We start from the raw sequence: 23941 nt of genomic DNA, 5'->3' as shown, positions 1-23941 counted from the left end.
TACGAGATTTGGGGAGGTGCGTTACCAGTGACGGCCGAGGTGGTCGAAGACCGAACCGAGCGCTCAGCCGCACCAGCCACGGCGCCGCGTGGCGCATGGCTGGTGTGGGGCGTGGGCGCTGCGTGCTACTTCGTGGCGTTGTTCCACCGGGCGAGCCTGGGGGTGGCCGCACCGGACGCGCTGGTGCGCTTCTCCGCGGGTCCTGCGGTGCTGGCACTGTTCACCGCGCTGCAGCTCGGGGTGTACCTGGTGCTGCAGGTGCCGTCGGGTCTGCTTGCCGACCGTCTCGGGCCGCGTCGAGTGATCACCGGCGGGGTGGTCGCGCTCGCGGTCGGGTCCGCCGTCTTCGCGATCAGCGGCTCGATCGTCGGCGGGATCGCCGGCCGGGTGCTCATCGGCATCGGCGACGCGTTCATGTTCACCAACGTGCTGCGGTTGGCCGCGCAGTGGTTCCCGGCCAACCGCTACGGGCGGATCGCGGCGCTGACCGGGTTGATCGGCGGGCTCGGCCAGGTGGTCTCCACAGTCCCGCTGACTTCGGCGTTGCACGGGCTGGGCTGGCTGACGACGTTCCTCGGTGCTGCGGGTTTGACCGCGGTGCTGGCGGTGGTGGCGGTCGCGGTTATCCGGGATCGGCCGCGTGGCCTGGTCGAGGAGGACGCCGCCAGGCACGAGCGGATCGCAGGCACGTTGCGCGCGGTCGTGGCCCAGCGCGGCACGCGGAACTCGTTCTTCGCGCACTTCGTGCTCATGGGCCAGTTCTTGACGGTGACCACGTTGTGGGGTGCGCCGTGGCTGACCTCGGCGCAGGGCTTTTCCGGCGGTGCGGCCGGACGTCTGCTGTTGCTGTGCGCGGTCGGGTTCATCGTCGGCTCGCTGGTGGCAGGGCAGTGGGTGGCCGGTCGTGATCAGCGCCGTGAGCGGTACACGCTGGCGGTGTCGCTGCTGGTGGCAGTCGCCTGGGCGCTGGTGATCGGGTGGCCCGGTGCGCTGCCGCTGCCGGTGTTGGTGTGCGTGCTGGCCGTGATGGGCTTCTGCGGTGGTGGGGCGATGCTCGCCTTCGACGGCGCGGGATCGGCCAACGCCGCGCATCGCTCGGGCGCTGCCTCCGGCGTGGTGAACATGGGCGGTTTCCTGGCCGCGGTGCTGACCCAGCTGGTGGTCGGCTGGGTGCTGGAGGCGGTCGGATCGCCTGCTGCGACGGCGTACCGCTGGGCGTTCGTGCCGGTGCTGGTGTTGTTGCTGTTGGGCGCTGCCGGGCAGTGGGTGTACCGCGGGCGGTTCGGCGCGATCTCCCGGCGTTGAACGCGCTGTCTCTGAGCTCCTTCTGCGTAGGCGGCCGCTCGCCGGGTTGCGGCGGAAGCGGCTGACACCGCTTGCAAAGCCGGCACCAGAGCCGTTCGTAGGTCCCGAGGCGGGCACTGACACCCCTGGGGCCGCCGGTGCCGGATAGGGTCGCTGGATCGGCCGGCATCGTCGCCCAGGGGAGGTTTCGTGACCACGACGCTGGAACTGCAGAACTTCGTCGGCGGGGAGCGCGTCGGCACGGTTTCGGGTGCGACGTTGCCGCTGGTCGATCCGAGCTCGGGGGAGGAGTACGGCACTTCCCCGTTGACCCGCTGGACCGACGTCGACGAGGTGATGCGCACCGCCGGCGCGGCCGCGCGGAGCTGGACGCAGACCACGCCCGGGCAGCGGCAGCGGATGTTGCTGCGGATCGCGGAGGCCCTCGAGGAGCGGTCCGAGGAACTGGTGGTGGCCGAGTGCCGCAACACCGGCAAACCGTGGGCGGTGGTCCGCGAGCAGGAGTTGCCGCAGGCGATCGACCTGCTGCGGTTCTACGCGGCGGCCGCGCGGGTTCAGGAGGCCGGTGCGGCCGGGGAGTACGAGCCCGGGCACACCTCGTTCGCCAGGCGCGAGCCGATCGGGGTGTGCGCGCAGGTCACGTCGTGGACGCACCCGTTGCTGCTGGCGGTGGCGCGGATCGCTCCCGCGCTTGCTGCGGGTAACACGGTGGTGCTCAAGCCCGCCGAGACCACGCCGGTCAGCGCGTCGCTGCTGGCCGGGATCGCCGGAGAGGTGCTGCCGCCCGGCGTGTTGAACCTGATCTGCGGCGACCGCGACAGCGGCCGGGCGATGGTGGCCCACGAGGCGCCGGGGATGTTCTCGATCACCGGCACGGTCCGCTCCGGCATGGAGGTCGCGGCCTCCGCGGCCGCCGATCTCAAGCGCGCGCACCTGCAGCTGGGCGGCAAGGCCCCGGCGGTGGTGTTCGACGATGCCGATGTCGAGCGCGCGGCGCGGGGCATTGCGCGGGCCGCGTTCGGCGACGCGGGGCAGAGCTGCACCGCTGCGAGCCGGGTGCTGGCCGGGCCTGGTGTGCACGACGAGCTGGTGGCCGCGCTCGCGGAGCAGGCGGCCGCGTTGCGCCCGGGGCCGCCGCAGGACCTCGATGCCGCGTTCGGCCCGCTGAACAGTTCCGGACAGCTGGACCTGGTCGCCGAGCACGTCGAGCGGTTGCCGGAGCACGCCCGGGTGGTCGCAGGCGGCAGGCGCAAGGGCGGTCGCGGCTACTTCCACGAGGCCACCGTCGTGGCCGGGATGCAGCAGGAGGACGAGCTGGTGCAGCACGAGGTGCTGGGCCCGCTGCTGACGGTGCAGCGCTTCACCGATGAGGCCGAGGCGGTGGCGTTGGCCAACGGAGTGCGCTACGGGCTGGTCGCCAGCGTCTGGACGCGGGAGCACGCGCGGGCGATGCGGATGTCGCAGGCGTTGCAGGCGGGCACGGTGTGGATCAACGCGCACCGGCCGCTGGTCGCCGAGATGCCGCACAGCGGGTTCAAGCATTCCGCGTCGGCGCGCGATTTCGGCCGTTTCGGCCTGGAGGAGTACACCCGCATCAAGCACGTGATGTCCCAAGTGGACGAGTGAGGTCCGGCTCGCGGGCATTCCCCGTTCTGTCCGTGCCGCACCGACGCCGACACGTGGAAGTGCATTGCGGATAGTTCTGCTGGCGTCGCGGAACGGGCGCGGCGGGCTGTCGTGCGAGGCTTGCGGGCGGGTCGCGCGATGCGTGGTGGTGGCGATCGTTGCGGGCATGACTCCACCATGCCGCCGTCGAACGCGAGTTCGCATCACTGGATCGAGTGGATCTCGGTGCTCGTCAGCTCCGGTGCAGCGCGACCGACAGCAGGGCCGCCGCGGGGCCGGTGAGCCGCCGCCCGGCCTGCCAGACCGCGTGCAGCGGCCGCGTCAGATCCAGCCCGGTGACCGGTGCTTCCACGACCAGACCCGCGTCGAGGTCGGTGCCCACCGCCATCATGCTGAGCACGGCAGGCCCGGCTCCGGCCACCACGCTGTTGCGGACCGCGGTGGTCGAGTGCAGTTCCAGCAGCGGCTCGGCGGGTGTGACCGAGGCCGTCGCCAGTGCGCGGTCGAGCGTTTCGCGGGTGCCCGAGCCGGTCTCCCGGACGATCAGCGGCGTGCCCGCGAGCTCCGCGGCGTCCAGTGGCCGCCGCAGCCGCGCCCACGGGTGCGACGTCGGAACCACCACGGCCAGCCGGTCCTGGCTGAGGTAGCGCACCGAAACACCCTCGGGCACTTCGGGTGATTCGAGGAAACCGAGGTCGGCGCGCCCGTGCCGGACGGCGTCGGTGACCGCTGCGGAGTTGGCGCTGTCGAGTTCCATGCGCAGTCCGGTGAAGGCGTTGCGCAGTTCGCCGACCCAGCGCGGTGCGAGGTAGTCGGCGATGGTCATGCTCGCGGCGACCCGAAGCCGTTGCTCGTGCTTCGCGTGCAGGGTCCGCACGCCGGTCAGCAGCGCGTCGACGTCGGTGAGCACGTGCCGGGCCCATCCGGCGACGGTGGCTCCGGCGTGGGTGAGGGTGGCACCTCGTTTGGTGCGTTCCAGCAGGTGCAGGCCGAGGCCGCGTTCCAGGCCGCTGAGCCGTTTGCTCGCGGAAGGCTGGCTGATCCGCAATTCGGTGGCGGCGGCGCCGATGCTGCCGAGCTCGTCGACGAGCACCAGCAGCCGCAAGGACGGCAGGTCGGGTTCGGTCATGGTGCCTTCCTGGGTAGCACGGCGCCGAGTTCGCCTCGGTCATGCATTGCGGCTATGACGACCTCTCCTGCTCACGGCTACAGCTGGGGCGCCGCGGGCGCAAGGCTCGTGCCCATGCAGCTTGCGCGAGAAGATCGAACCGGCCGGCCCTGGCAGCAGTTGCTGCCGGGGCTGGCGTTGACCGCCGCGGCGACCGCGCTGTCCTGGATGCTGGCCTCGGCGGTGTCCTGGGTGAGTCCGCTGACCGCGGCGGTGGTGCTCGGTGTTCTGGTGGGGAACGTTCCGGTGCCTGCGTCGGTGCGTCCCGGTCTGCGCTGGGCTACGCGGGTTCTGCTGCGGGTGGGTGTGGTCCTGCTGGGCGTGCAGCTCGCGGTCGGTCAAGTGCTGCACCTGGGGGCGGCGACCTTGGTCGTTGTGGTGGTGGCCGTGGTCGTCACCTACGTGGGAACGGTGGCGTTCGGTCGGCTGCTCGTGGTCTCGCGCGGATTGTCGGTGCTGGTGGCGACCGGGTTTTCGATCTGCGGCGCTTCGGCGATCATGGCTGTGGAAGGAGTCGTGGACCGCGACGACGAGGACGTTGCCACCAGCGTCGCGATGGTGACCGTGTTCGGTGGGGCCGCGATGGCGCTGTTGCCGTCACTGGCGGCGATGCTCGGGTGGGCCCCGGCCGAGTACGGCCGGATCGCCGGCGGCAGCGTGCACGAGGTCGCGCAGGTCGTGGCCGCGGCGTCGCCGGTGGGCACGGCTGCGGTCGCGGTGGCGGTGGTGGTCAAGCTCAGCCGGGTGGTGCTGCTGGCGCCGCTGGTGGCGTTGCTGAGCCAGACCCGGCGAATCCGCGCCCGATCGGGCGAGCGCCCGCCGGTGCTGCCGTGGTTCGTGACCGGATTCCTGCTCGCGATGCTGGTGCGCAGCACCGGCCTGCTGCCCGCCGCTGCGCTCGCGGGAGCGCAGCAGGTCACGACCGTGTTGATGGCCGGTTCGCTGTTCGCGCTCGGCACTTCGATGCGGCTGGCCGCGCTGGCGCGCACCGGCCCGAAGGCGCTGGTGCTGGGCGCGGCCTCGACCGCACTGATCACCGGCGTGACCATCGCCGGGGTGTTGGTGACGGCCTGAGCTCAGCGTCGCGGGCGGCTCCACGGCCGGGCCTGCTCGAACGCCCGCGACGCGCGCAGCACGCGGCCGTCGCCGTGCCGCGGGCCGACGATCTGCAGCCCGATCGGCAGCCCGTCCGAGGTGAACCCGCACGGCACGCTCGAAGCCGGTTGCTGGGTCATGTTGAACGGGTAGGTGAACGGCGTCCACCCGGTCCAGCGCGGCGAGTCCGAACCTGCCGGTGCCTCCAGCCCGGCCTCGAACGGCGGGATTCCGACCGTGGGGGTCAGCAGCAGGTCGTAGGTCTCGTGGAAGGCGCCCATGCGCTGGCCGAGGGCCATGCGCGTGTTGGTGGCTTCCAGGTAGTCCTGGGCGGAGTAGGTGAGCCCTTGTTCGACGATCTCCCGCAGTCCGGGGTCGAGCAGCTGCCGCTGCCGCTCGTCGAGGTGCTCGACGGACTTGGCCGCACCGGCGAACCACAGCACGTGGAAGTCGGCGACCGGGTCGCTGAAGCCGGGGTCGGCACGTTCGACGGTGGCGCCGAGTTCGGTGAACACCTCGGCGGCCCGCGCGACCGCTTCGGCCACCTCCGGGTCGGCGTGGGCGAACCCCAGATCGGGGCTGAAGGCGATCCGCAGTCCCCGCACGCCGTCGTCGAGCCCGTCGAGGAACGACCCGGCCGGCTGCGCCAGCGCGGACCAGTCGCGGCTGTCCGGCCCGGTCAGCACGTCGAGCATCAGCGCGGTCTCGGTGACGGTGGTGGTCATCGGCCCGGCGTGCGCCAGGGTTCCGAACGGGCTGGCCGGGTAGTGCGGGATGAGCCCGTAGGTGGGTTTGATCGTGAAGATGCCGCAGAACGCCGCCGGGATGCGCACCGAGCCGCCGCCGTCGGTGCCGATCGCCAGCGGCGCCATGCCCAGCGCGACCGCCGCGGCCGCGCCGCCGCTGGAACCTCCCGGCGTGCGCGCGGTGTCCCACGGATTGCGGGTGATGCCGCTCAAGGTGTTGTCGGTGACGCCTTTCCAGGCCAGTTCGGGCGTGGTGGTCTTGCCGACGAACACCGCGTTGTGCTCGCGCAGCCGCGCGACGGTGGGCGCGTCGACGGTCCAGCTCTGCGCGGGCTCGACGGTGCGGGAGCCGCGCAGCGTGGGCCAGTCCTTGGTCAGGAAGATGTCCTTGATCGAGGTGGGCACGCCGTCGAGCGCGCCGTCTGGTTCGCCGCGTGCCCAGCGGGCTTCGGAGGCGCGGGCCTGCTGCAGCGCGCGCTCGCGGTCGACGAGGCAGAAGGCGTTGACGGCCTGGTCGGCTTCGGCGATGCGGGCCAGGGTGGCTTCGGTCGCTTCGACGGGGGACAGCTCGCCGGTGTGGAAGCGGGCGAGTAGCTCGGTGGCGGTCAGATCGGCCGCGGAAACCGGGGTGGCGGTTGTCGCTGATGCCGCTGCTTCGGGGGTCGAGGTCATCGATCGCGCTCCGTTCCGCTGGTCTGGCCGCCGGCATTGCCGGGGCCGCTGACATAACCGCGTTGCTTGTCCACCACGTTGCGCAGCGGGCCACCTGCGGCGTAGCTGCGCAGGTTCTCCCGGAACAGCTGCACGAGTTCCTCGGTCCAGCCGACGGTGTCGCCGGACATGTGCGGTGAGACCAGCACGTTCGGCATCTCCCACAGCGGCGAGTCCTGCGGCAGCGGTTCGGTGTCGAACACGTCGAGCGCAGCGCCACCGAGCCGGCCTGCTTCGAGCGCTTCGACGAGGTCGGGTTGCACGACGAGTTCGCCGCGGCCGACGTTGATCAGCCGCGCGGTGGGTTTGCACCGGGCGAGGGCGTCGGCGTCGATGAGCCCGTGGGTCTGTTCGGTCAGCGGCGCGGCCAGCACCAGGTAGTCGACGTCGCCGAGGGCGAGGTCGGCGGAGGCTTGCACGGTGCCGAAGTCGGGGTCGTCGTCGCGGGCCACGCGGCCCGCTCCGGACACGCGCAGCCCCGCGGCGGAGAGCTGGGTGGCGATGGCGCGGCCGATCGGCCCGGTGCCCACGACCAGCGCGTGCTTGCCCGCGATGCGTTCGGTTTCGCGGTGCCGCCATTGCTTGCGGTCTTGCAGCCGGACGCTGGTGTGCAGGTCTTTGGCGAACGACAGCACCGTGGCCAGCACGTATTCGGCCATCGGCTGGTCGAACACGCCGCGGGAGTTGGTCACCGCGACCGCGGACTCCAGCATCTGCGGGAACAGCAGCCGGTCCACTCCGGCGCTGGCGGCGTGCACCCAGCGCAGCGCGTCGGCGCGGGCGAAGGATTCGGCGACCGCGTCGGAGCGGAAGTCCCACACGAACAGCACATCGGCGCCCGGCAGAGCGGCGGGCAGTTCGGGCTCGGTGGCGTAGCGGACCGAGGCGATCTGTTCGATCCGGTCCATCACCGGGGGCGGGGTGCCCCCGTGCAGTACGACGACGGTCGGCGGGTGCTGGGTCATGAGCTGCCTTCGGAGTGGGCGGGGAGTGGGCGGCGCGTCGTCGCAGGCCGGGCCGTGCGGTACCGGGGATTGACACGCTAGAAAGCACTCGTAGGATTGTCAACAATCCGCAGGTACCCCGCCGGGCGGCGCCCGGCTGCGGTGGCACGTCTCCGGCCCGATGCAGGGCACGGCGTGGTCCCCATCGGCGGTGAGCCGAGTCAGGTGGGCGCGAGCCGAGACATGCGGAGACCCATGCACTCGCACCCTCACCGAAACGGAATTTCACCGATGCCCAGGTACCTGTCGATCACGCTGGAAAAGCGTGGCGTGTCCTGCGTCGCGGAGCTGCTGGACAAGGACGCACCCCGCACCTGCGAGGCCGTGTGGCAGGCGTTGCCGCAGGCCGGGCCGGTGCACCACGCGAAGTACGCGCGCAACGAGATCTACACGATGGTCCCGCGCTTCGCCGAGCGGGAGCCGGGCCAGGAGAACCCGACGGTCACGCCGATCCCTGGTGACCTGGTGTACTTCTCCTTCGACAGCGGGATGCTCGACCGCGAGTTCAAGCAGGAGAAGGACATCGACGAGCTGCCCGGCGTGATCGACCTGGCGATCTTCTACGGCCGCAACAACCTGCTGCTCAACGGCGATGTCGGCTGGGTGCCGGGCAACGTCTACGGCGCCATCGTGGAGAACCTGGGGCCGTTCGCGGAGGCGTGCAACGACGTGTGGCGTTCGGGCAGCGTCGGTGAGCGCCTGCGCTACGAACGCCACTCGGCCTGAGGCGGGCGGCCACATGCCGGACGACTTCCTCGGGGCGGTGTCCGGTCCGGCGCCGCAGCGCGGCGTGGGCGTGGTCGCCCCGTTCGACCTGGCGATGGATCGCGAGCTGTGGCGCTGGGTGCCGGACGAGGTCACGTTGTACCTGACGCGCACGGCGTTCGTGCCGGTGCCGATGACGGTGGAGATGGCTTCGCTGATCTCCGACGAGGCAGCGGTGCATTCGGCCACCCGCGACCTGCTCTCACCGGAGCCGGAGGTGGTGGCCTACGCATGTGCATCGGGCAGCTTCGTCGACGGCGCGGCCGGGGAGCGCAATCTGATCACGGTGATGCGTGAGGCCGGTGCGCCCGCCGCGGTGACCACCTCCGGTGCGCTGGTGCAGGCGCTGCACGCGCTGGGCACCCGGCGCATCGCCATCGCCACCCCGTACGTGGAGAACGTGACCGAGCGGCTGGTGGGTTTCCTCGGCGAGCACGACATCGAGGTGGTCACCAGCGTCGGTCTGGGGCTGCTGGGCCAGATCTGGAAGGTCAACTACCGCCAGGTGGTCGACATCGTGCGCTCGGCGGACCGCCCGGAGGCCGATGCGATGTTCATCAGCTGCACGAACCTGCCGACCTACGACATCATCGGGCCCTTGGAGCAGGAGCTGGGCAAGCCGGTGCTCACGGCCAACCAAGTCACGATGTGGGGCGCGTTGCGCGCGATCGGGATGCCCGCGGTCGCTCCGCAGCAGCGCCTGGTGCAGGCCCTGGACGAGTCCGCGGCCTGAAACCGGTTACGAAAGCATTTCCGCTATTGGGAGCGGCATCGGACCGTGCGGTAACATTGTCGACAATCGACCGCAGGTCCGGTGCCGTTTCGGCGGAGGCGGTGCTCGCCGTCCCCGCCGGACGAGTCAAGGAGGGAGCTGCCGGTGCCGATCACCGCAGGGATTCTCTACCCCGGATACAGCGCCGAAGACGACTACCCCGCACTGGAGCGGATCTTCGGTGACCAGGTCCGGTTGCCGCTGGTGCACACGCTGATGCGGGAGGACGCTCACCGGGTGGACGCGCTGCTGGACGTGGGTTCGTCCGAGGTGCTCGCCGAGGGAGCCCGGGAGTTGCTGGCGCACGGGGTGGACGCGGTGATCTGGGCCTGCACCAGCGGCAGTTTCGTCTTCGGCTGGGACGGTGCGCGCGACCAGGTCGAGAAGTTGCAAGCCGTGACCGGCTTGCCGACCTCCAGCACCTCGTTCGCGTTCGTGCACGCCGCGGCGCGGCTCGGGCTGGGGCGGGTCGCGGTCGCGGCGACCTATCCGTCGGATGTCGCCGACCGGTTCGCCGATTTCCTGGCGCACGGCGGCGTCGAGGTGACCCGGCTGTCCAGCCGCGGCATCGTCACCGCCGCCGAGGTGGGCACGCTGGGCCGCGAGCAGGTGCTGGAGTTCGCCGCGGCCAACGACGACCCGACGGCGCAGGCGCTGCTGATGCCGGACACCGCGCTGCACACCGCGGCGTGGCTGGACGAGCTCGAGCAGCGCATCGGCAAGCCGGTGCTGACCGCCAACCAGGTCAGCGCGTGGGAGGTCTTGCGGTTGGCCGGGGACAAAGGACCGCACGAGGGCCTGGGCACCCTGTTCCGGCAGTCCGGGACGACGGCGCAGCAGTGGGGAGCCGGCCCGGTTTCGAGCTGATGCGAGGAGATGATGTGAGGTGCTCGGTGTCGACGAGCAGAACCAGCACGGCGAGTTAGAGCCGGTGCAGCGCAAATCCACTGCCGCGATCGTGGCCGACCAGCTGCGCTCGGCGATCATGTACGGCTCGCTGCCGCCGGGCACGCAGATGGGCGAAGCGGAGCTGTCCTCGCGGCTGGGTGTGAGCCGCGGCCCGCTGCGCGAGGCGATGCAGCGCCTGGTGCAGGAAGGCCTGCTGCACAGCGAGCCGCACCGGGGATTGTTCGTCACGACGTTGGACGCCGACGACGTGGCCGACATCTACCTGGGGCGGCTGGCCGTGGAGCGGGCGGCCTGCGAGCGGATCATCCGCAAGCACCGGGTGGAGGCGGTCGCGGAGCTGACCGCGGCGCAGGCGCGGATCGTCTCGGCCGCCGGGCGCGGCGACGCGATCGAGCTCAGCGACGCCGACCAGGAGTTCCACGAGACGCTGGTGCGCGTGTCCGGCAGCCCGCGGCTGCAGCGGATGGCGCAGACGCTGCTGGTGGAAAAGCGGATGTGCCTGACCGCGCTGCAGGACAAGTACACCGCCGACGCCCAGACCCTGGTCGACGAGCACAAGGGGCTCGTCGACGCGATCGAGGACGGGGACGAGGTGCTGCTGCTGCAGCGGCTGGAGGCGCACATGAACGACGCGCTGGAACGCCTCAACGCCTACACCCCGCACCTGTCCGACGCCGCGCACTGATCCCGCGCGGCCAGGGCCCGACGAGCGGTCGCCGCCCGTCGGCGACCGCTGGCCGCGCGCGGTCGGTCAGTGCTGGTGTGCGACCGGCTCGGGCAGTCCCTTGTCGGCGCGCACGGCGCGGCCGGTGACCTCGACGGCCTTGAGCGCGTCCACGACCTCGGTGACGGTGACCGGGAACGGCAGGTTGTGGATCGTCTCGGCCGGGTCGGTGGCGGCTTCCGCGACGGTGCGCAGCACCGAGTCCTCCGCACCCGCCAGGCCGACCTCGGTCAGCGTCGTCGGCAGGCCCACCCGGGTGGTGAACTCGACGAAGTCGTTGATCTCCGCGGTCGGGCGGCCTTCCAGGATCAGCTGGGTGATCGAGCCGATGTTGACCTTCTGGCCGTGCGCGAGGCCGTGGGTGTGCTCGACGGCGGTGAGCCCGTCGTGCACCGCGTGCGCCGCGGCCAGCCCGCCGGATTCGAACCCGAGCCCGGACAGCAGCGTGTTGGCTTCCACGACCGCCTCCACGGCCGGGGTGACGAGGTTGCTCTGCACCGCGTGCACCGCGGGCAGCGCCGATTCCCACAGGATGTCCCAGGACAGCTTCGCCAGTGCCCGCCCGGCGCCGGTGGCCTGCCCACCGGCCATCGTCGCGGCGTTGGACTGCTCGACCGCGCGCGCCTCGATCCAGGTGGCCAGCGCGTCGCCGATGCCTGCGACGAGGAACCGCGCCGGGGCGTTCGCGGCCAGCTGGGTGTCGACCAGCACCAGCGCGGGGTTGCGGTCGTAGAAGCGGTAGGCCTCGAACGCGCCCTCGGCGGTGTAGACGACCGACAGCGCCGAGCACGGAGCGTCGGTGGAGGCGACCGTGGGCACGCTGACCGTGGGCAGGCCGGTGTCGTCGCCCGCGGCCTTGGCGGTGTCGATCGGTGCGCCGCCGCCGACCCCGACGATCGCGTCGGCGCCCTGCTCGCGCAGCACCTCGGCAACGCGGCGGCTCTCCGCGGCGGTGGGCACACCGTTGAAGCGCTCGAAGACCACCGGCAGCCCGGCCTCGCCGAAGGACTTGGTGATCGTGGTCTCGGTCAGCTCGCGGACGATGTCATCGGCCAGCACCACGGGCCGGTTGCCGAGCTTGGCCACGTTGGCTCCCAGCGATTGCAGTGCGCCGCGGCCTTGCACGTAGCGGCCTGGGGAGATCATCGTGCGCAGCGCCGCCGGTGTCTCGGTCATCGGATCGTCCCTCCTGCGTGGACGCCCCGGGCGGGACCGCGGGGTCCGTCGCGGGGCGGGTGCGCGCCGGGCGGCGGACGAGCCGTCGCGGCCGGGCGCACCTGTATCGGTTGACCCGTCAATTTTGATCGCGCACGCCCATTCGGAGCAATCAGGACTCCACATGCTGACAACGACGGTTGCGCGCACCGCTGTTCGGCCCTCACGACGGTGCCCCGCACGTCGCAACGTGCGGGGCACCGGTTTCTGCGCGGGAAGCGGCGGTCACAGACCGCCGATGGCGATGTACTTGGTCTCCAGGAACTCGTCGATGCCGACCTTGCCGCCTTCGCGGCCCAGCCCGGACGCCTTGACCCCGCCGAACGGTGCCGCCGGGTTGCTGACCATGCCCTGGTTGAGCCCGACCATGCCGGTCTCCAGCTGCTCCGACACGCGCAGCGCGCGCTGGATGTCGCGGGTGTAGAGGTAGGCGACCAGGCCGTACTCGGTGTTGTTGGCCTCGCGCAGCGCGGTCTGCTCGTCGGTGAAGGTGCTGATCGGCGCGACCGGGCCGAAGATCTCCTCGGAGGTCATCCGCGCCTGCAACGGCACGTTCTTGAGCACCGTGGGCTGGTAGAAGTAGCCCTCGCCGTCGCCGCGGGAGGCGCCGAGCTCGACCTGCGCACCGCGGCCGACCGCGTCGCTGACCAGCTCGTCGACCTTGTCCAGCTGGGCGGAGTCGATCAGCGGGCCGACCTCGACGTCGTCGGTGACCCCGCGCCCGATCCGCAGCGCGGCCATCCGGTCGGTGAGCTTGCGGGCGAACTCGTCGGCGACGTCGGCGTGCACGTAGAACCGGTTGGCCGCGGTGCACGCCTCGCCGATGTTGCGCATCTTCGCCAGCATCGCCCCGTCGACCGCGGCGTCGATGTCGGCGTCGTCGAACACCAGGAACGGGGCGTTGCCGCCGAGTTCCATGGACACCTTCAGCACCTGCTCGGCGGACTGCTCGATGAGCTTGCGGCCCACCGAGGTGGAGCCGGTGAACGAGAGCTTGCGGGCGCGGCCGTCGCGGATCATCGGCTCCATCACCGAGCCGGCGCCGCGGGCGGTGACCACGTTGAGCACGCCCTCGGGCAGCCCGGCCTCGTTGAGGATGTCGGCCAGCGCCAGCATCGACAGCGGCGTCTGGTGCGCGGGTTTGATCACCGAGGTGCAGCCGGCCGCGATCGCCGGGCCGATCTTGCGGGTGCCCATCGCCATCGGGAAGTTCCAGGGGGTGATCAGCAGCGCCGGGCCGACCGGCTGGCGGGTGACCAGGAACCGGCCCTTGCCGTTCGGGGCCACCGCGTAGTCGCCGTCGATGCGCACGGCCTCTTCGGCGAACCAGCGGAAGAACTCCGCGGCGTAGGTGATCTCGGCGCGGGACTCGATCAGCGGCTTGCCCATCTCCAGGGTCATCAGCAGCGAGAGGTCCTCGTGCCGCTCGGTGATCAGTTCCCACGCGCGGCGCAGGATCTCGCCGCGTTCGCGCGGCGGGTGGGCGGCCCAGCCGGACTGGGCGTCGTGCGCGGCCGCGAGCGCGGCCAGCCCGTCCTCGGGGGTGGCGTCGGCGACCGAGCACAGCGCCCGGCCGGTGGAGGGATCTTCGACCTCGTAGCTGCGGTCACCGCTGGCCCCGCGCCACTTGCCGCCGATGAGCAGCTGTTTCGGAGCGGCCTCGACGACGCGGGCCTCTCGGGTCTCGGTGCTGGCAGGCGTGCTGCTGGTGGTGCTCATCGCTTCAGCGGACCTTCCATTTCGGCGGGTGGACAGGACGCAGCCGTGATGGTTGCATGTCGAGCTAGATTGTCAACAATCCTACAGTCGGGACATCACAGCCGACACGACAGCTTTGGAGTCGATCATGGCTGAGCTCTCGCCGGTGTTGCAGCAGGCGACACCCGTGCTGGCCGCCCGCGGGGAGGGCGTCTACCTCTACGACGAGGACGACCGCCGCTACCTCGACTTCACCGCGGGGATCGGGGTGACCAGCACCGGGCACTGCCACCCGCGCGTGGTGGAAGCTGCGCAGCGCCAGGTGGGAACCCTGATCCACGGCCAGTACACGACAGTCATGCATCGGCCGCTACTCCAGCTGACCGAGCGGCTCGGCGAGGTGCTGCCCGCCGGGCTGGACCGGATGTTCTACCTCAACTCCGGCAGCGAGGCCGTCGAAGCCTCGGTGCGGCTGGCCCGGCAGGCCACCGGGCGGCAGAACATCATCGCCTTCGAAGGCGGCTTCCACGGCCGCACCATGGGCGCGGGTTCGCTGACCAGCTCCGGGGTGAAGGTGCGCGCCGGGATCGGCCCGATGATGCCGGGCGTGGCGTTCACCCCGTTCCCGGAGACCTACCGGCACGGCTGGTCCGAGTCGGAGGCGGTGGCCTTCGCGCTGCGCGAGCTGGACCAGCTGCTGGTCACCGTGACCTCCCCGAAGGACACCGCCGCGATCATCATCGAGCCGGTGCTCGGCGAAGGCGGTTACATCCCGGCGCCCGCGGAGTTCCTCGAAGGGCTGCGCGAACGCGCCGACCGGCACGGGATCCTGCTGATCGCCGACGAGGTGCAGACCGGGGTGGGCCGCACCGGGAAGTTCTGGGGACACCAGCACTCCACCATCGAACCCGACGTGCTGATCACCGCCAAGGGGTTGGCCAGCGGTTTCCCGCTCTCGGGCATCGCGGCCTCCGCGGAGCTGATGAGCAAGGCGTGGCCGGGTTCGCAGGGCGGCACCTACGGCGGCAACGCGGTGGCCGCGGCCGCGGCGATCGCCACCCTCGACGTGGTGCGCGAGAACGACCTCGTCGGCAACGCCGCCGAGCAGGGCGCCCGGTTGCAGGAAGGGCTGCGCAAGGTCGCCGCCGAGCACCCGGTGATCGGCGAGGTGCGCGGGCGCGGGCTCATGGTCGGCAACGAGTTCACCACCTCCGACGGGGCCCCGGACACCGCGACCGCCACGCGGGCGCACGCCGCCGCGGCCGAGCGCGGGCTGCTGTTGCTGACCTGCGGCCCGCGCGGCAACGTCGTGCGGATGATCCCGCCGCTGATCGTCAATTCCGAACAGGTCGACGAGGCGGTGCGACTGTGGTCGGAGGCGGTCTCGGCGGCGGTTTCCGGCTGAACGGACCGGTTGCGAACGGGGTGCGGCAGTCTCGCCGCACCCCGTTTTCGCGTCCCGGCGCCGCTGTTGGAGCGGGAAAACCCGACCATCGGCTGGCCGCCGTGCGTGTCGGCTCGGTAACTGCGCCGGTGCGCAGCAGAGTGGTTTCCATACCGTTCCGATAGCGGTGTGCCACGCCCGTGCGGGCTTCTGGGATGCTGCACGGCGAAGGTCGGCACCGAGCGTGCCGGTGAGTCGACTCCGCAGGTGTGAAGGTCATGAGTGATTGGTCGGCGAATCCAGGCCGGCGACCGCAGCAAGGCGGTTACGACTACTACCGGGGTGCCCGCAACCGGCAGGGCGGTGCCGCGCCTCCGCAGCCGCCGCGGCCTCCCGAAGGCGGGCGTCCGGCCGGTCCGCCACCGCCGCGGCGCAAACGGGCGAACTGGCCCCGGCGCATCGGCATCACGCTGCTGGTGCTGGTGCTGATCGTGGTCGGCTTCGGCATCTACGTCGACAGCGTGCTGCAGCGCACGCCCGCGCTGGACTATCCGAACCGGATCGCCGACACGCCCGGCACGAACTGGCTGCTGGTGGGCTCGGACAGCCGCGAAGGGCTCGACGAATCGCAGCGCGAGGAACTCTCGGCCGGTGACGCGGCCGGGCGCCGCACCGACTCGATGATGCTGGTGCACATCCCCTCCGGCGGCGGCAAACCGGCGCTGATCAGCCTGCCCCGCGACTCCTACGTGTCGATCCCCGGGCACGGCAAGGACAAGCTCAACGCCGCGTTCTCCGAGGGCGGGCCGAAGCTGCTGGCCCAGACCGTGGAGACGGCCACCGACGTGCACATCGACCACTACGCCGAGATCGGTTTCGGCGGGTTCTCCGAGCTGGTCGACGCCGTCGGCGGGGTCGACATGAACCTGGAAAAGCCGATGGACGACGAGAAGGCCAACGCGCACCTTCCCGCCGGGCCGCAGGAACTCAACGGTGCGCAGGCGCTGGCGTTCGTGCGGGCCCGCTACTCGCTGTCCGGTGGTGACCTGGAACGCGCGGAGAACCAGCGCAAGCTGCTGGGCGCGCTGGTGGACAAGGCGATGGGGCCGGGCACGCTGCTCAACCCGTTCCGGTTGGTGCCGCTGGCCAACGCCGCGGGCACCACGTTCCTGCTCGACGAGGGCGGCCACGTCTGGCACCTGTTCTGGCTGACCAAGGCGCTCGGCGACGTCAGCAGCGGTGAGGGCATCACCACGAGCGTGCCCTTCGGTGACTTCGGCAGGTCCTCCAGCGGCCAGTCGGTGATCAAGTGGGACTCCGAGGACGCCTCGCGGATGTTCGAGGCCATCGCCAAGAGCGAACCGATCCCGCCGGACCTCATCGAGAAGTGAGCCGAACATGCGACGGGGGGACCGGTTTTCCGGTCCCCCCGTTCGTCGTTGCGCTGCTGTCAGAGGGTGAAGCGCTCCAGCTGGGCCGCGTCACCGTTGAACGAGTTCTGATCGCCGGGGAAGATCCCGGAGTTGGCGAACTGCCAGATCGCCTGGAAGTCCCAACCGGCCGGCAGCGGTCCCATCTCCGGGGCGAACCGCGCGAGCCACAGCGGGTTGTTCGCGCCGAAGTCCGGGTTCGCGCCGGTGCAGCGGTCCCACCAGCGGGTCGTGGTGTAGATCGCGGGGTAGCGGCCGGTGCGCAGCTTGTAGGTGTTGCTGAACTCGGCGATCCAGTCCGACATCTGCTGCGGCGCCATGCCGTAGCAGATCTCGCCGTAGGGGTTGTCCTCGATGTCCAGCGCGCCGGGCAGGGTGCGCCCGTCGGGCAGCCACCCGCCGCCGTGGTCGATGAAGTAGTTCGCCTGCGCCGCGCCGCTGGCGCGGTCCGGCAGCGCGAAGTGGTAGGCGCCGCGGTCCATGCCCACCGACGCCGCACCGTCGTACTGCTGACTGAAGGAGTCGCTGATGAACCCGGTTCCTTCGGTCGCTTTGACGTAGCTGAACCGGGCGCCGTCGGCCCACGCCTTCGCCCAGTCCACCGCGCCCTGGTGCCCGCTGACGTCCATCCCGGCCACGCCTCCGGCACGGGGCGCTGCGCTGCGCGGCACGCCTTCGGTGGCCGAGCGGCCGATGCTGTAGCCGGCCCACGCGCCTTCGCGGCCGGGGTCGGGGTGGTTCGCCGGGCGAGCCGCGGCGGTTCCGGGGACAGTGGTCAACACGGCTGCGCTGAGCAGAGTCACCAGGCCGTGGGAGAGCAGTGCCGTGGTTCGGGGCCGGCGGCTGCGGGGGACTGGCACGACGGTTCGCCTCCTTGACACTGGCGGCTTTGCACCTTCGGTGGTCGTGTGCACATAGCGTGCGAGATCATGCGCGCAGGGAGAATAACCGCGTGATCGGTTGCATGCCCGAGCGCGATTGCACATCGATGTGCACGGCTCGCATCGCGGCCCCGAGTTGGATAATCCCGATGCCTTCGGGTACGTCTCGGGACATGGCACAACGAACGAGCGGACCGGGCGGGCCGCGGCGCCGCCCCGATCAAGCCCCGGGCAGGAGGGGCGAGCAAGGCCCGAAACGCGGCGGTCCCGCTGGGCACAAGGGACCGCGCGATGCCGGTGGGCTCCGCTCGGCGTTGCGGGACATGCACGGCGCCAGCTACGGGCGGTACAAATCGCTGTCCGGGCAGTGGCGCTTCGACGGGTTCACCCTGGAGATCCAGAAGGTCCAGCCGGACCCGTACGCGCCGGCCAGCCGCTGCGAAGTGCGAGTGGACGCCGAGACCGCGGAGCTTCCCAAGGAGCTGTGGCGCACGCCGGTGCGCGCCCGCGCGCTGGCCGGTTTCCTGGTGCGCGCGGCGCACCGCAGGCTGCGCGACAGCGGCCTGCGCGTCGACGCCGGTCGCCAGCAGGTCCTCGATCGCAGCTCCTGCCAGGTCGTCGACGGTGCGGTGCGGCTGCGCCTGGGCATCGACCTGCCCGGCAAGGGCCGCAGCATCGACGGCCGCGCTGCGGAGAAGTCGCTGTGCGAGGACCTGCCGGACATGGTCGAGCACGCGCTGCGCCATGCCACCGCCGATCGGGCGCGGATGACCGAGTTCGTCGAGTCGGTCGAGGACACCGACGCGCTGCGGGAGGCACTGCCCGCGCGCGGACTGGTCGCCTTCGTCGCCGACGGCGCGATCCTGCCGCGGCGCAGCGGCGTCGACGAGCGCCCGCTGTCGGATGCCGTGGCCTTCGAGTCACCGGCGTCGATGCGGGTCGACATCGAGGTCCCCAACCGCGGTGTCGTGTCCGGCATGGGCATCCCGGACGGGATCACGCTCATCGTCGGCGGCGGGTTCCACGGCAAGTCGACGCTGTTGCGGGCGCTGGAGAACGGCATCTACGACCACGTGCCCGGTGACGGTCGCGAGCTCGTGGTCTGCCGGGAGGACACGGTCAAGGTCCGCGCCGAGGACGGTCGCCGGGTGCACCGGGTGGATGTGAGCCCGTTCGTCAGCCACTTGCCCACCGGCGCCGACACCACGGACTTCTCCACCGACAACGCCTCGGGATCGACCTCGCAGGCGGCGTCGATCGTGGAATCGGTGGAGGCCGGTGCCGGGGTGCTGCTGCTGGACGAGGACACCGCGGCGACGAACCTGATGATCCGCGATGCGCGGATGCAGGCGCTGGTGGCCAAGGAGTCCGAGCCGCTGACGCCGTTCCTGGATTTGATCCGGCCGCTCTCGCGCGAGCGGGGTGTGTCGACGGTGCTGGTCATGGGCGGTTCCGGGGACTACATGGACGTCGCCGACCAGGTGTTGATGATGGACGCCTACCGGGCTCGGGAGGTCACCGGCCAGGCCAAGGCGCTGGCGGCGAATCCGACCGGCCGCAACCGGGAGGCCGAGGGGTTCCCGGCGGTGCGCCGGCGCGTGCCGGATCCGCGGTCGATCCCGGTGGACCGGCCGAAGGTGCGCTCCCGCGGCACCGATGCGCTCACGCTGGGCGATTCCACTGTGGAGCTGCGCGCGGTGGAGCAGATCGTCGACCCCGCGCAGGTCACCGGGATCGGGTTGGCGCTGGTGACCTGCGCGCGTTCCGGATTGCTGGACGGCTCGCGCACGGTGGCCGAGGTGCTCGACGGTTACAGCGCCGAGGTCGTCGAGCGGGGCGTGGCCGCCGTCGACGAGCGCTACGTCGGCGACTTCGCGGTGCCGCGGCGCTTCGAACTCGCCGCGGCGTTGAACCGGCTGCGCGCGCTGCGGGTGGGCGCGTTCCGCGACTGATCCGCCAGGTTTGTCCCGGCCCGGCTCGGGGGCACCTTGTGGGTGAGCGGAGTCTCGTCGCGAGGAGGCCCACGATGCCGGGCATCGGCGCGCGGACCGAGAGCTACCGGGACCGCAGGCACGCCGGCCGGGTGCTGGCCGGGAAGGTGACCGAGCGGAACCTGGCCGATCCGGTGGTGCTGGGGCTGGCCCGCGGCGGCGTACCGGTCGCCGCTGAAGTGGCGCGTGCGCTGGCGGCACCGCTGCGGGTCACCGTGGCCCGCAAGATCGGCGCGCCGGGCCAGCCGGAGCTGGCGCTGGGCGCGGTGACCGCGCACGGCCCGGCCACCTACGACGAGCGGTTGCTGCGCACCTTCCACCTGGAGCAGGCCGAGCTGGCGCAGGACCGCGAGCGGGAGCGCGCCGAGGCCCGAAGCCGCGAGGAACGGTTCGGCCAAGGTGCGCCACCGCGGCTGACCGGCCGGGACGTGGTGCTGGTCGACGACGGTCTGGCCACCGGCGCGACCGCCCGTGCGGCGCTGCGCATGATCCGGGAGTCGGACCCGCGCAGCATCCTGCTGGCCGTGCCGGTCGGCGCCCCGGACGCGGTCAAGGCGTTGCGCCAGGAGGCCGACGAGGTGCTGTGCGTGCTGCAGCCGGTGGATTTCGCCGCGGTGGGGCAGTGGTACGGCACTTTCCGGGAGACCACTGACGAGGAGATCCTGCGGATCCTCGGCGAGGTGGATGCCGGGCGGGGAACGTCCGGCGGCTAGGCCGCTGAAGAACCCGAGGGACAAGTTCGTCGACTCGCGTTTCTAACTGTTAATTGCCTCGCTGATTTCAGTGTCGCCCGAAATCAAGCCTCCGGCATCACGCCCGACTTCGAACCTCACGAGAAAAAGCAACGAAGCGAGAGTGCGCAATGCGCAACGGAGTGGGGAGGTTGTGCGGGAATCGGGTGTTCTTGACCACCGCTCGGCGATCTTCTACCTCGATCGTGTGGCCCACACCGCCCGAGTCGGGTTGGCTGAGCGGTTATGAGCCGCTCCGATGACGCCGCTGCGCAGTCCGCTCCACCGCGGCCTTCCACGGCCGATCGATCACGCGGCACCGATGGCGGTGCCTACACCGCGGAGGTGGCCGAGCAAGTGGGGCAAGCGGCGCTGCAACTCGGCGCGCGGCTGCGCGATCCGGGCGTACCGCACTCCGTCTCCGAGATCGAACAGGTCACCCGCGGCTTCGCCACCACCGTCGACGGGATGGCCGAAGGACTGGCGGGCGTCAACGACTGGCTGCGAGCGGCCGGGCACGCGGGTGCGCTGACCGGGCACGCCGGCGCGGTCGGCGACCGCCTGGCGCACGTCGGCCGGGAACTGGCTCGGCTGGCCGAAGCGGTCGCCGCCGCTGAGCGGTGAGCCGGCGAAAAATCGATCGCGGCGCAGCGGCGGGTGCACTACACAGTGCCCGGTGCGCGAACCGTATCCGCTGCGCCCGGTGACCGAGGCCGAATTCGCCCCGTGAACGCGCATGATCGCCGACACCTACGGCGCCGACCGCTGCGAGCAGGAGATCACCGGCCAGCGCGCCGCCACCGAACTGGACCGCACGCTGGCCGCGTTCGACTCCGGGACGCCGATCGCGGGTGCCTCGATCTACCGGCGCGCGCTGACCGGGCCCGGTGCGGTGCTGCCGGTGGCCGGGATCGCCTCGGTCGGTGTGGCACCCACTCATCGTCGTCGGGGCATTCTGACCTCGATCATGCGGAGGCAGTTCACTGAACTGCACGAGCAGCGGCGGGAGCCGGTCGCCGTGCTGCGGCCGTCCGAAGCCGGCATCTACGGGCGCTACGGCTACGGGCCCGCGACGCGCGGCGATCAGATCCGTTGCCTGCGGCGTTCGATGGTGTTCCGGGACGGGGTGGATTCCGGGTGCGGTCAGGTCCGGTTGTGCCATCGCGAGCAGGCCCGAGCCCGGATCGAAGAGGTCTACGAGCGGGCGAGCGCCGCTACGGTCGGCTGGCCGCGAAGGACCCGGGCGCATTGGGACGTCCGGCTCTTCGACCAGCCGCAGGCCCGCGCCGCTGCGAGCACCCTTCGGTTCGCGCTGCATCACGAGCCGGACGGCGAGGTCAGCGGATATGTCCTCTACCGGCACGCCGTTGATCCGGACGCATCCGCGGTGGTGCAGGTGGTGGAGCTCGCGGCGGTCTCGCGGCAGGCGCACGCCGCGTTGTGGCGATTCCTCGCCGGGATCGATCTGGTGCGCTGGATCGACTGCGAGGTCGCGGTGGACGACCCGCTGCCGCACCTGCTGGTGGATCCGCGGGCCGTGGTTTCCGCGCCGGTCGATCGGTTGTGGGTCCGGCTCGTCGACGTCGATCGCGCTCTCGGCGCGCGCCGGTATGCGGTGCCGCTGGATGTGGTGCTGGAGGTGACCGACCGGTTCTGCCCGTGGAACGAGGGGCGGTACCGGCTGCGGGCCGGGACGGACGGGGTCGCGTGCACGCGCACCGAAGATCCGGCCGACCTGCGGATGAGCAGCGCCGAGCTGGCCGCGGCGTTCCTTGGTGGCACCAGACTGGTTTCGCTCGGTGCCGCCGGACTGGTCGAAGAGCGCAGCCCTGGTGCGTTGCGGCTCACCTCGGCTGCTTTCGCCTGGGACCGGGAGCCGTTCTATCCGGGCGGTTGGGCCTTCCCGCTGTACTGAGGCCGTCTGCTGCGATCTCGTTCCGGAAAGGCACCGGGATCGCGCCCACCCGCGTGGATGGGCGCGATCCCGGCTCTCTCAGCCCGGTTCGTCGCCGGGTTCGGGTGGTTCGGGGCGCAGCGACTCCCGATCGTCGTCGGCGGGCGGTTCGGCGTCGAGCGCCTCTTCGGCACGAGTGGGGTGATCCCCCTGCAGCAGGCCCTGCATCTCCTTCTCCAAGGCGTCGTCCTGCCCGGGCCCGTGCTTGTCGCTGCCGCGTTGCATCGGTCCTCCTTTCCGGGGGTGTGCCCGGCCCCTACCCGCACGAGGCTGCGTTGAATCACGGGCGGCCGTGGTCCGCGATCCCGAGCGATTTTGAAGTTAGCGAATCTAACGAACTAGGCTGAGCGGATGTGACCTCCGTCCGCAGCTCCACCACCCAGCGCCTGCCCCGGGCGTTCGTGTTCACCATCGCGTTCGGTTCGGTGCTGCAGGCGCTCAACGCCTCCACGATGGCCGTGGCGATGGTCGACATCCGCGACGACTTCGACGCCGGAGCGGCGGCTTCCTGGCTGATCTCCGGGTTGTACCTGGCCACCGCGGTCGGCTCGCCCACGGCTGGCCGGCTGGCCGACCGGGCCGGGCCGCGGCGGGTTTTCCTGGTGTCGCTGGCGATCACCGTGCTCACCTCGCTGCTGGCGCCGCTGGCGCCGGACCTGGGCTGGCTGATCGCGTTCCGGATGCTGCTGGGGCTGGGCACGTGCGCGGCGTTCCCGTCCGGGGTGGCGATGCTGCGGGCCGAGGCGGATCGCCGCGGCATGGCGCTGCCCGCCGATGCGCTCAGCGCGCTGGCCATCGCCGGGCAGGTGATGATCGCGTTCGGACCGGTGTTCGGCGGGGTGCTGGTGTCGTGGTGGGGCTGGCAGGCGATCTTCCTGGTGAACGTGCCGCTGGGGCTCGCGGTGGCCGTGCTGGCGTGGATTCACCTGCCCGCCGACCAGCCGCGGGAGGCCACCGCGGAATCTCCGCGCGCGGTGCTGCGCAGCTTGGACCTGCCGGGGGCGGGGCTGTTCATCGGCTGCATCGCGGTGCTGATGGTGTTCTTGCTGTCGCTGGCCGGCAGCCCCACCTGGTGGTTGCTGGGAGTGCTGGCGGTGCTGGCGACCGGGTTCGCGGTGCTGGAGTCGCGCGTGGCGCGGCCGTTCGTGGACGTGCGGATGCTGGCGCGGAATCGCCCGTTGACCCGCACCTATCTGCGCACGGCGCTGACCTATGTCGCGTTCTACGTGGTCTTCTACGGCTATCCGATGTGGTTGCAGGGCGCGCGGGGGTTCAGCGCGGATCAGGCCGGGCTGGTGGTGCTGCCGATCGCGCTGGTGGCGATGGCCTCGGTCGCACTGGCCGGACGGATGATCGGCGGCTCCGGCTATCGGCCGGTGCTGGTGATCGGTTCGGTGGCGCTGGCGGCAGGCGGGGCGGGCCTGGCCGTGACGCAGTCGAGCAGCGGTCTGGTGCTGCTGCTGGCGGTCGCGGCGGTGCTGGGGGTGCCGAACGGGTTCAACAACATCGGCAACCAGGCCGCGATGTACCGCCAGGCCGAGGCCGGGGACGCGGGCATGGCCTCCGGGCTGTACCGCACGTCGCAGTACGTGGGGGCGAACATCGCCGCGGCCGTGATCGAACTCGGCTTCGCCGGGCCTGCGGCTGATGCCGGGCTGCACCGGCTGGGTACGGTCGTGGTCGTGATCAGCGCGGCGCTGCTGGTGGGCGCGCTGCTGGAATGGCTGGCCGGTCGTCGCCGCGGCGGGCGCATGCCGCATGCTGGAGAGTGTTGATCACAATGACGGTTTGACGCGGGCACGGCCGATGCCCGCCGGTGTGGAGGTGAGCCG

The 23941-nt window shown here is 71.3% G+C and carries 21 protein-coding genes; 14 read left to right on the top strand and 7 right to left on the bottom strand.

From position 1 onward, the window contains the following. Nucleotides 1-27 precede the first annotated feature (27 nt). The gene (locus V1457_RS22565; RefSeq protein WP_338596610.1) at nucleotides 28-1305 is read left to right on the top strand and encodes an MFS transporter; all 1278 of its coding nucleotides are present in this window, start codon (nucleotides 28-30) and stop codon (nucleotides 1303-1305) included. A gap of 189 nt (nucleotides 1306-1494) precedes the next feature. Beyond that, nucleotides 1495-2931, top strand: coding sequence for an aldehyde dehydrogenase family protein (locus V1457_RS22560; RefSeq protein WP_200072522.1), 1437 nt, complete (start codon nucleotides 1495-1497; stop codon nucleotides 2929-2931). A 232-nt stretch (nucleotides 2932-3163) separates the two neighbouring features. Here V1457_RS22560 and V1457_RS22555 read toward each other — a convergent pair whose 3' ends face one another. Then, on the bottom strand, nucleotides 3164-4060 hold the full coding sequence (locus V1457_RS22555) for a LysR family transcriptional regulator (RefSeq protein WP_200072521.1): 897 nt from the start codon (nucleotides 4058-4060) through the stop codon (nucleotides 3164-3166). A gap of 114 nt (nucleotides 4061-4174) precedes the next feature. Between V1457_RS22555 and V1457_RS22550 the strand changes: the two genes are divergently transcribed. Next, on the top strand, nucleotides 4175-5173 hold the full coding sequence (locus tag V1457_RS22550) for a putative sulfate exporter family transporter (protein ID WP_338596607.1): 999 nt from the start codon (nucleotides 4175-4177) through the stop codon (nucleotides 5171-5173). Nucleotides 5174-5175: 2 nt separating this feature from the next. Here V1457_RS22550 and V1457_RS22545 read toward each other — a convergent pair whose 3' ends face one another. Next, nucleotides 5176-6612 (bottom strand): amidase, encoded by a 1437-nt coding sequence (locus V1457_RS22545; RefSeq protein WP_338596605.1) that lies wholly within the window; start codon nucleotides 6610-6612, stop codon nucleotides 5176-5178. Next, nucleotides 6609-7616, bottom strand: a complete 1008-nt coding sequence (locus V1457_RS22540) for a D-2-hydroxyacid dehydrogenase (RefSeq protein ID WP_338596604.1) — start codon at nucleotides 7614-7616, stop codon at nucleotides 6609-6611. Before V1457_RS22540 ends, V1457_RS22545 begins: the two co-directional genes overlap by 4 nt. 270 nt (nucleotides 7617-7886) lie before the next feature. Between V1457_RS22540 and V1457_RS22535 the strand changes: the two genes are divergently transcribed. The 4 genes from V1457_RS22535 (at nucleotide 7887) to V1457_RS22520 (ending at nucleotide 10786) form a co-directional block, all read left to right on the top strand. Further along, the gene (locus V1457_RS22535; RefSeq protein ID WP_338596602.1) at nucleotides 7887-8381 is read left to right on the top strand and encodes a DUF3830 family protein; all 495 of its coding nucleotides are present in this window, start codon (nucleotides 7887-7889) and stop codon (nucleotides 8379-8381) included. A 13-nt stretch (nucleotides 8382-8394) separates the two neighbouring features. Beyond that, nucleotides 8395-9153 carry an Asp/Glu racemase gene (locus V1457_RS22530; RefSeq protein ID WP_338596600.1) on the top strand — a complete coding sequence of 253 codons (759 nt, stop codon included), beginning with the start codon at nucleotides 8395-8397 and terminating at the stop codon, nucleotides 9151-9153. A 144-nt stretch (nucleotides 9154-9297) separates the two neighbouring features. Further along, nucleotides 9298-10059, top strand: coding sequence for a maleate cis-trans isomerase (locus tag V1457_RS22525; RefSeq protein WP_338596598.1), 762 nt, complete (start codon nucleotides 9298-9300; stop codon nucleotides 10057-10059). 19 nt (nucleotides 10060-10078) lie between these two features. After that, nucleotides 10079-10786 (top strand): GntR family transcriptional regulator, encoded by a 708-nt coding sequence (locus tag V1457_RS22520; protein WP_307850244.1) that lies wholly within the window; start codon nucleotides 10079-10081, stop codon nucleotides 10784-10786. A gap of 66 nt (nucleotides 10787-10852) precedes the next feature. On the opposite strand, the gene V1457_RS22515 is transcribed toward V1457_RS22520, so the two are convergent. Together V1457_RS22515 and V1457_RS22510 are read right to left on the bottom strand one after the other, a co-directional pair. Further along, a complete protein-coding gene (locus V1457_RS22515) occupies nucleotides 10853-12001 on the bottom strand; it encodes a glycerol dehydrogenase (RefSeq protein WP_338596595.1) in 1149 nt (382 codons plus the stop codon). Nucleotides 12002-12265: 264 nt separating this feature from the next. After that, nucleotides 12266-13759: an NAD-dependent succinate-semialdehyde dehydrogenase gene (locus V1457_RS22510; protein ID WP_200072513.1), complete on the bottom strand. Its 1494-nt coding sequence runs from the start codon at nucleotides 13757-13759 to the stop codon at nucleotides 12266-12268. Nucleotides 13760-13886: 127 nt separating this feature from the next. Between V1457_RS22510 and V1457_RS22505 the strand changes: the two genes are divergently transcribed. Then, complete coding sequence (locus tag V1457_RS22505; RefSeq protein ID WP_338596593.1) at nucleotides 13887-15143, top strand: aminotransferase class III-fold pyridoxal phosphate-dependent enzyme; 1257 nt, start codon at nucleotides 13887-13889, stop codon at nucleotides 15141-15143. Nucleotides 15144-15400: 257 nt separating this feature from the next. Continuing rightward, nucleotides 15401-16513, top strand: a complete 1113-nt coding sequence (locus V1457_RS22500) for an LCP family protein (RefSeq protein ID WP_200072511.1) — start codon at nucleotides 15401-15403, stop codon at nucleotides 16511-16513. Nucleotides 16514-16572: 59 nt separating this feature from the next. Here the strand turns inward: V1457_RS22500 and V1457_RS22495 are convergent, their stop codons facing one another. Further along, the gene (locus V1457_RS22495) at nucleotides 16573-17373 is read right to left on the bottom strand and encodes a lysozyme (RefSeq protein WP_407074793.1); all 801 of its coding nucleotides are present in this window, start codon (nucleotides 17371-17373) and stop codon (nucleotides 16573-16575) included. 233 nt (nucleotides 17374-17606) lie between these two features. Between V1457_RS22495 and V1457_RS22490 the strand changes: the two genes are divergently transcribed. The 4 genes from V1457_RS22490 to V1457_RS22475 all read left to right on the top strand — a co-directional run bounded on the left by V1457_RS22490 (nucleotide 17607) and on the right by V1457_RS22475 (nucleotide 22070). After that, nucleotides 17607-19385 (top strand): ABC-ATPase domain-containing protein, encoded by a 1779-nt coding sequence (locus V1457_RS22490; RefSeq protein WP_338596589.1) that lies wholly within the window; start codon nucleotides 17607-17609, stop codon nucleotides 19383-19385. Between the two features lie 74 nt (nucleotides 19386-19459). Next, the gene (locus V1457_RS22485; RefSeq protein ID WP_200072508.1) at nucleotides 19460-20137 is read left to right on the top strand and encodes a phosphoribosyltransferase; all 678 of its coding nucleotides are present in this window, start codon (nucleotides 19460-19462) and stop codon (nucleotides 20135-20137) included. A 363-nt stretch (nucleotides 20138-20500) separates the two neighbouring features. Then, on the top strand, nucleotides 20501-20779 hold the full coding sequence (locus tag V1457_RS22480; protein ID WP_338596586.1) for a hypothetical protein: 279 nt from the start codon (nucleotides 20501-20503) through the stop codon (nucleotides 20777-20779). 112 nt (nucleotides 20780-20891) lie between these two features. Beyond that, entirely contained in the window at nucleotides 20892-22070 is a 1179-nt protein-coding gene (locus tag V1457_RS22475) for a GNAT family N-acetyltransferase (protein ID WP_338596584.1), read from the top strand. A 78-nt stretch (nucleotides 22071-22148) separates the two neighbouring features. On the opposite strand, the gene V1457_RS22470 is transcribed toward V1457_RS22475, so the two are convergent. Further along, entirely contained in the window at nucleotides 22149-22334 is a 186-nt protein-coding gene (locus V1457_RS22470; protein WP_338596582.1) for a hypothetical protein, read from the bottom strand. A gap of 128 nt (nucleotides 22335-22462) precedes the next feature. Here V1457_RS22470 and V1457_RS22465 point away from each other — a divergent pair, with 128 nt between their 5' ends. Further along, a complete protein-coding gene (locus tag V1457_RS22465; protein ID WP_338596580.1) occupies nucleotides 22463-23884 on the top strand; it encodes an MFS transporter in 1422 nt (473 codons plus the stop codon). Nucleotides 23885-23941: the final 57 nt, after the last annotated feature.

This window comes from Saccharopolyspora sp. SCSIO 74807, from assembly GCF_037023755.1.
Taxonomy (GTDB): Bacteria; Actinomycetota; Actinomycetes; order Mycobacteriales; family Pseudonocardiaceae; genus Saccharopolyspora_C; species Saccharopolyspora_C galaxeae.
Note: the sequence above shows the minus strand (reverse complement) of the source record. Positions and strands in the feature narration are given on the sequence as shown.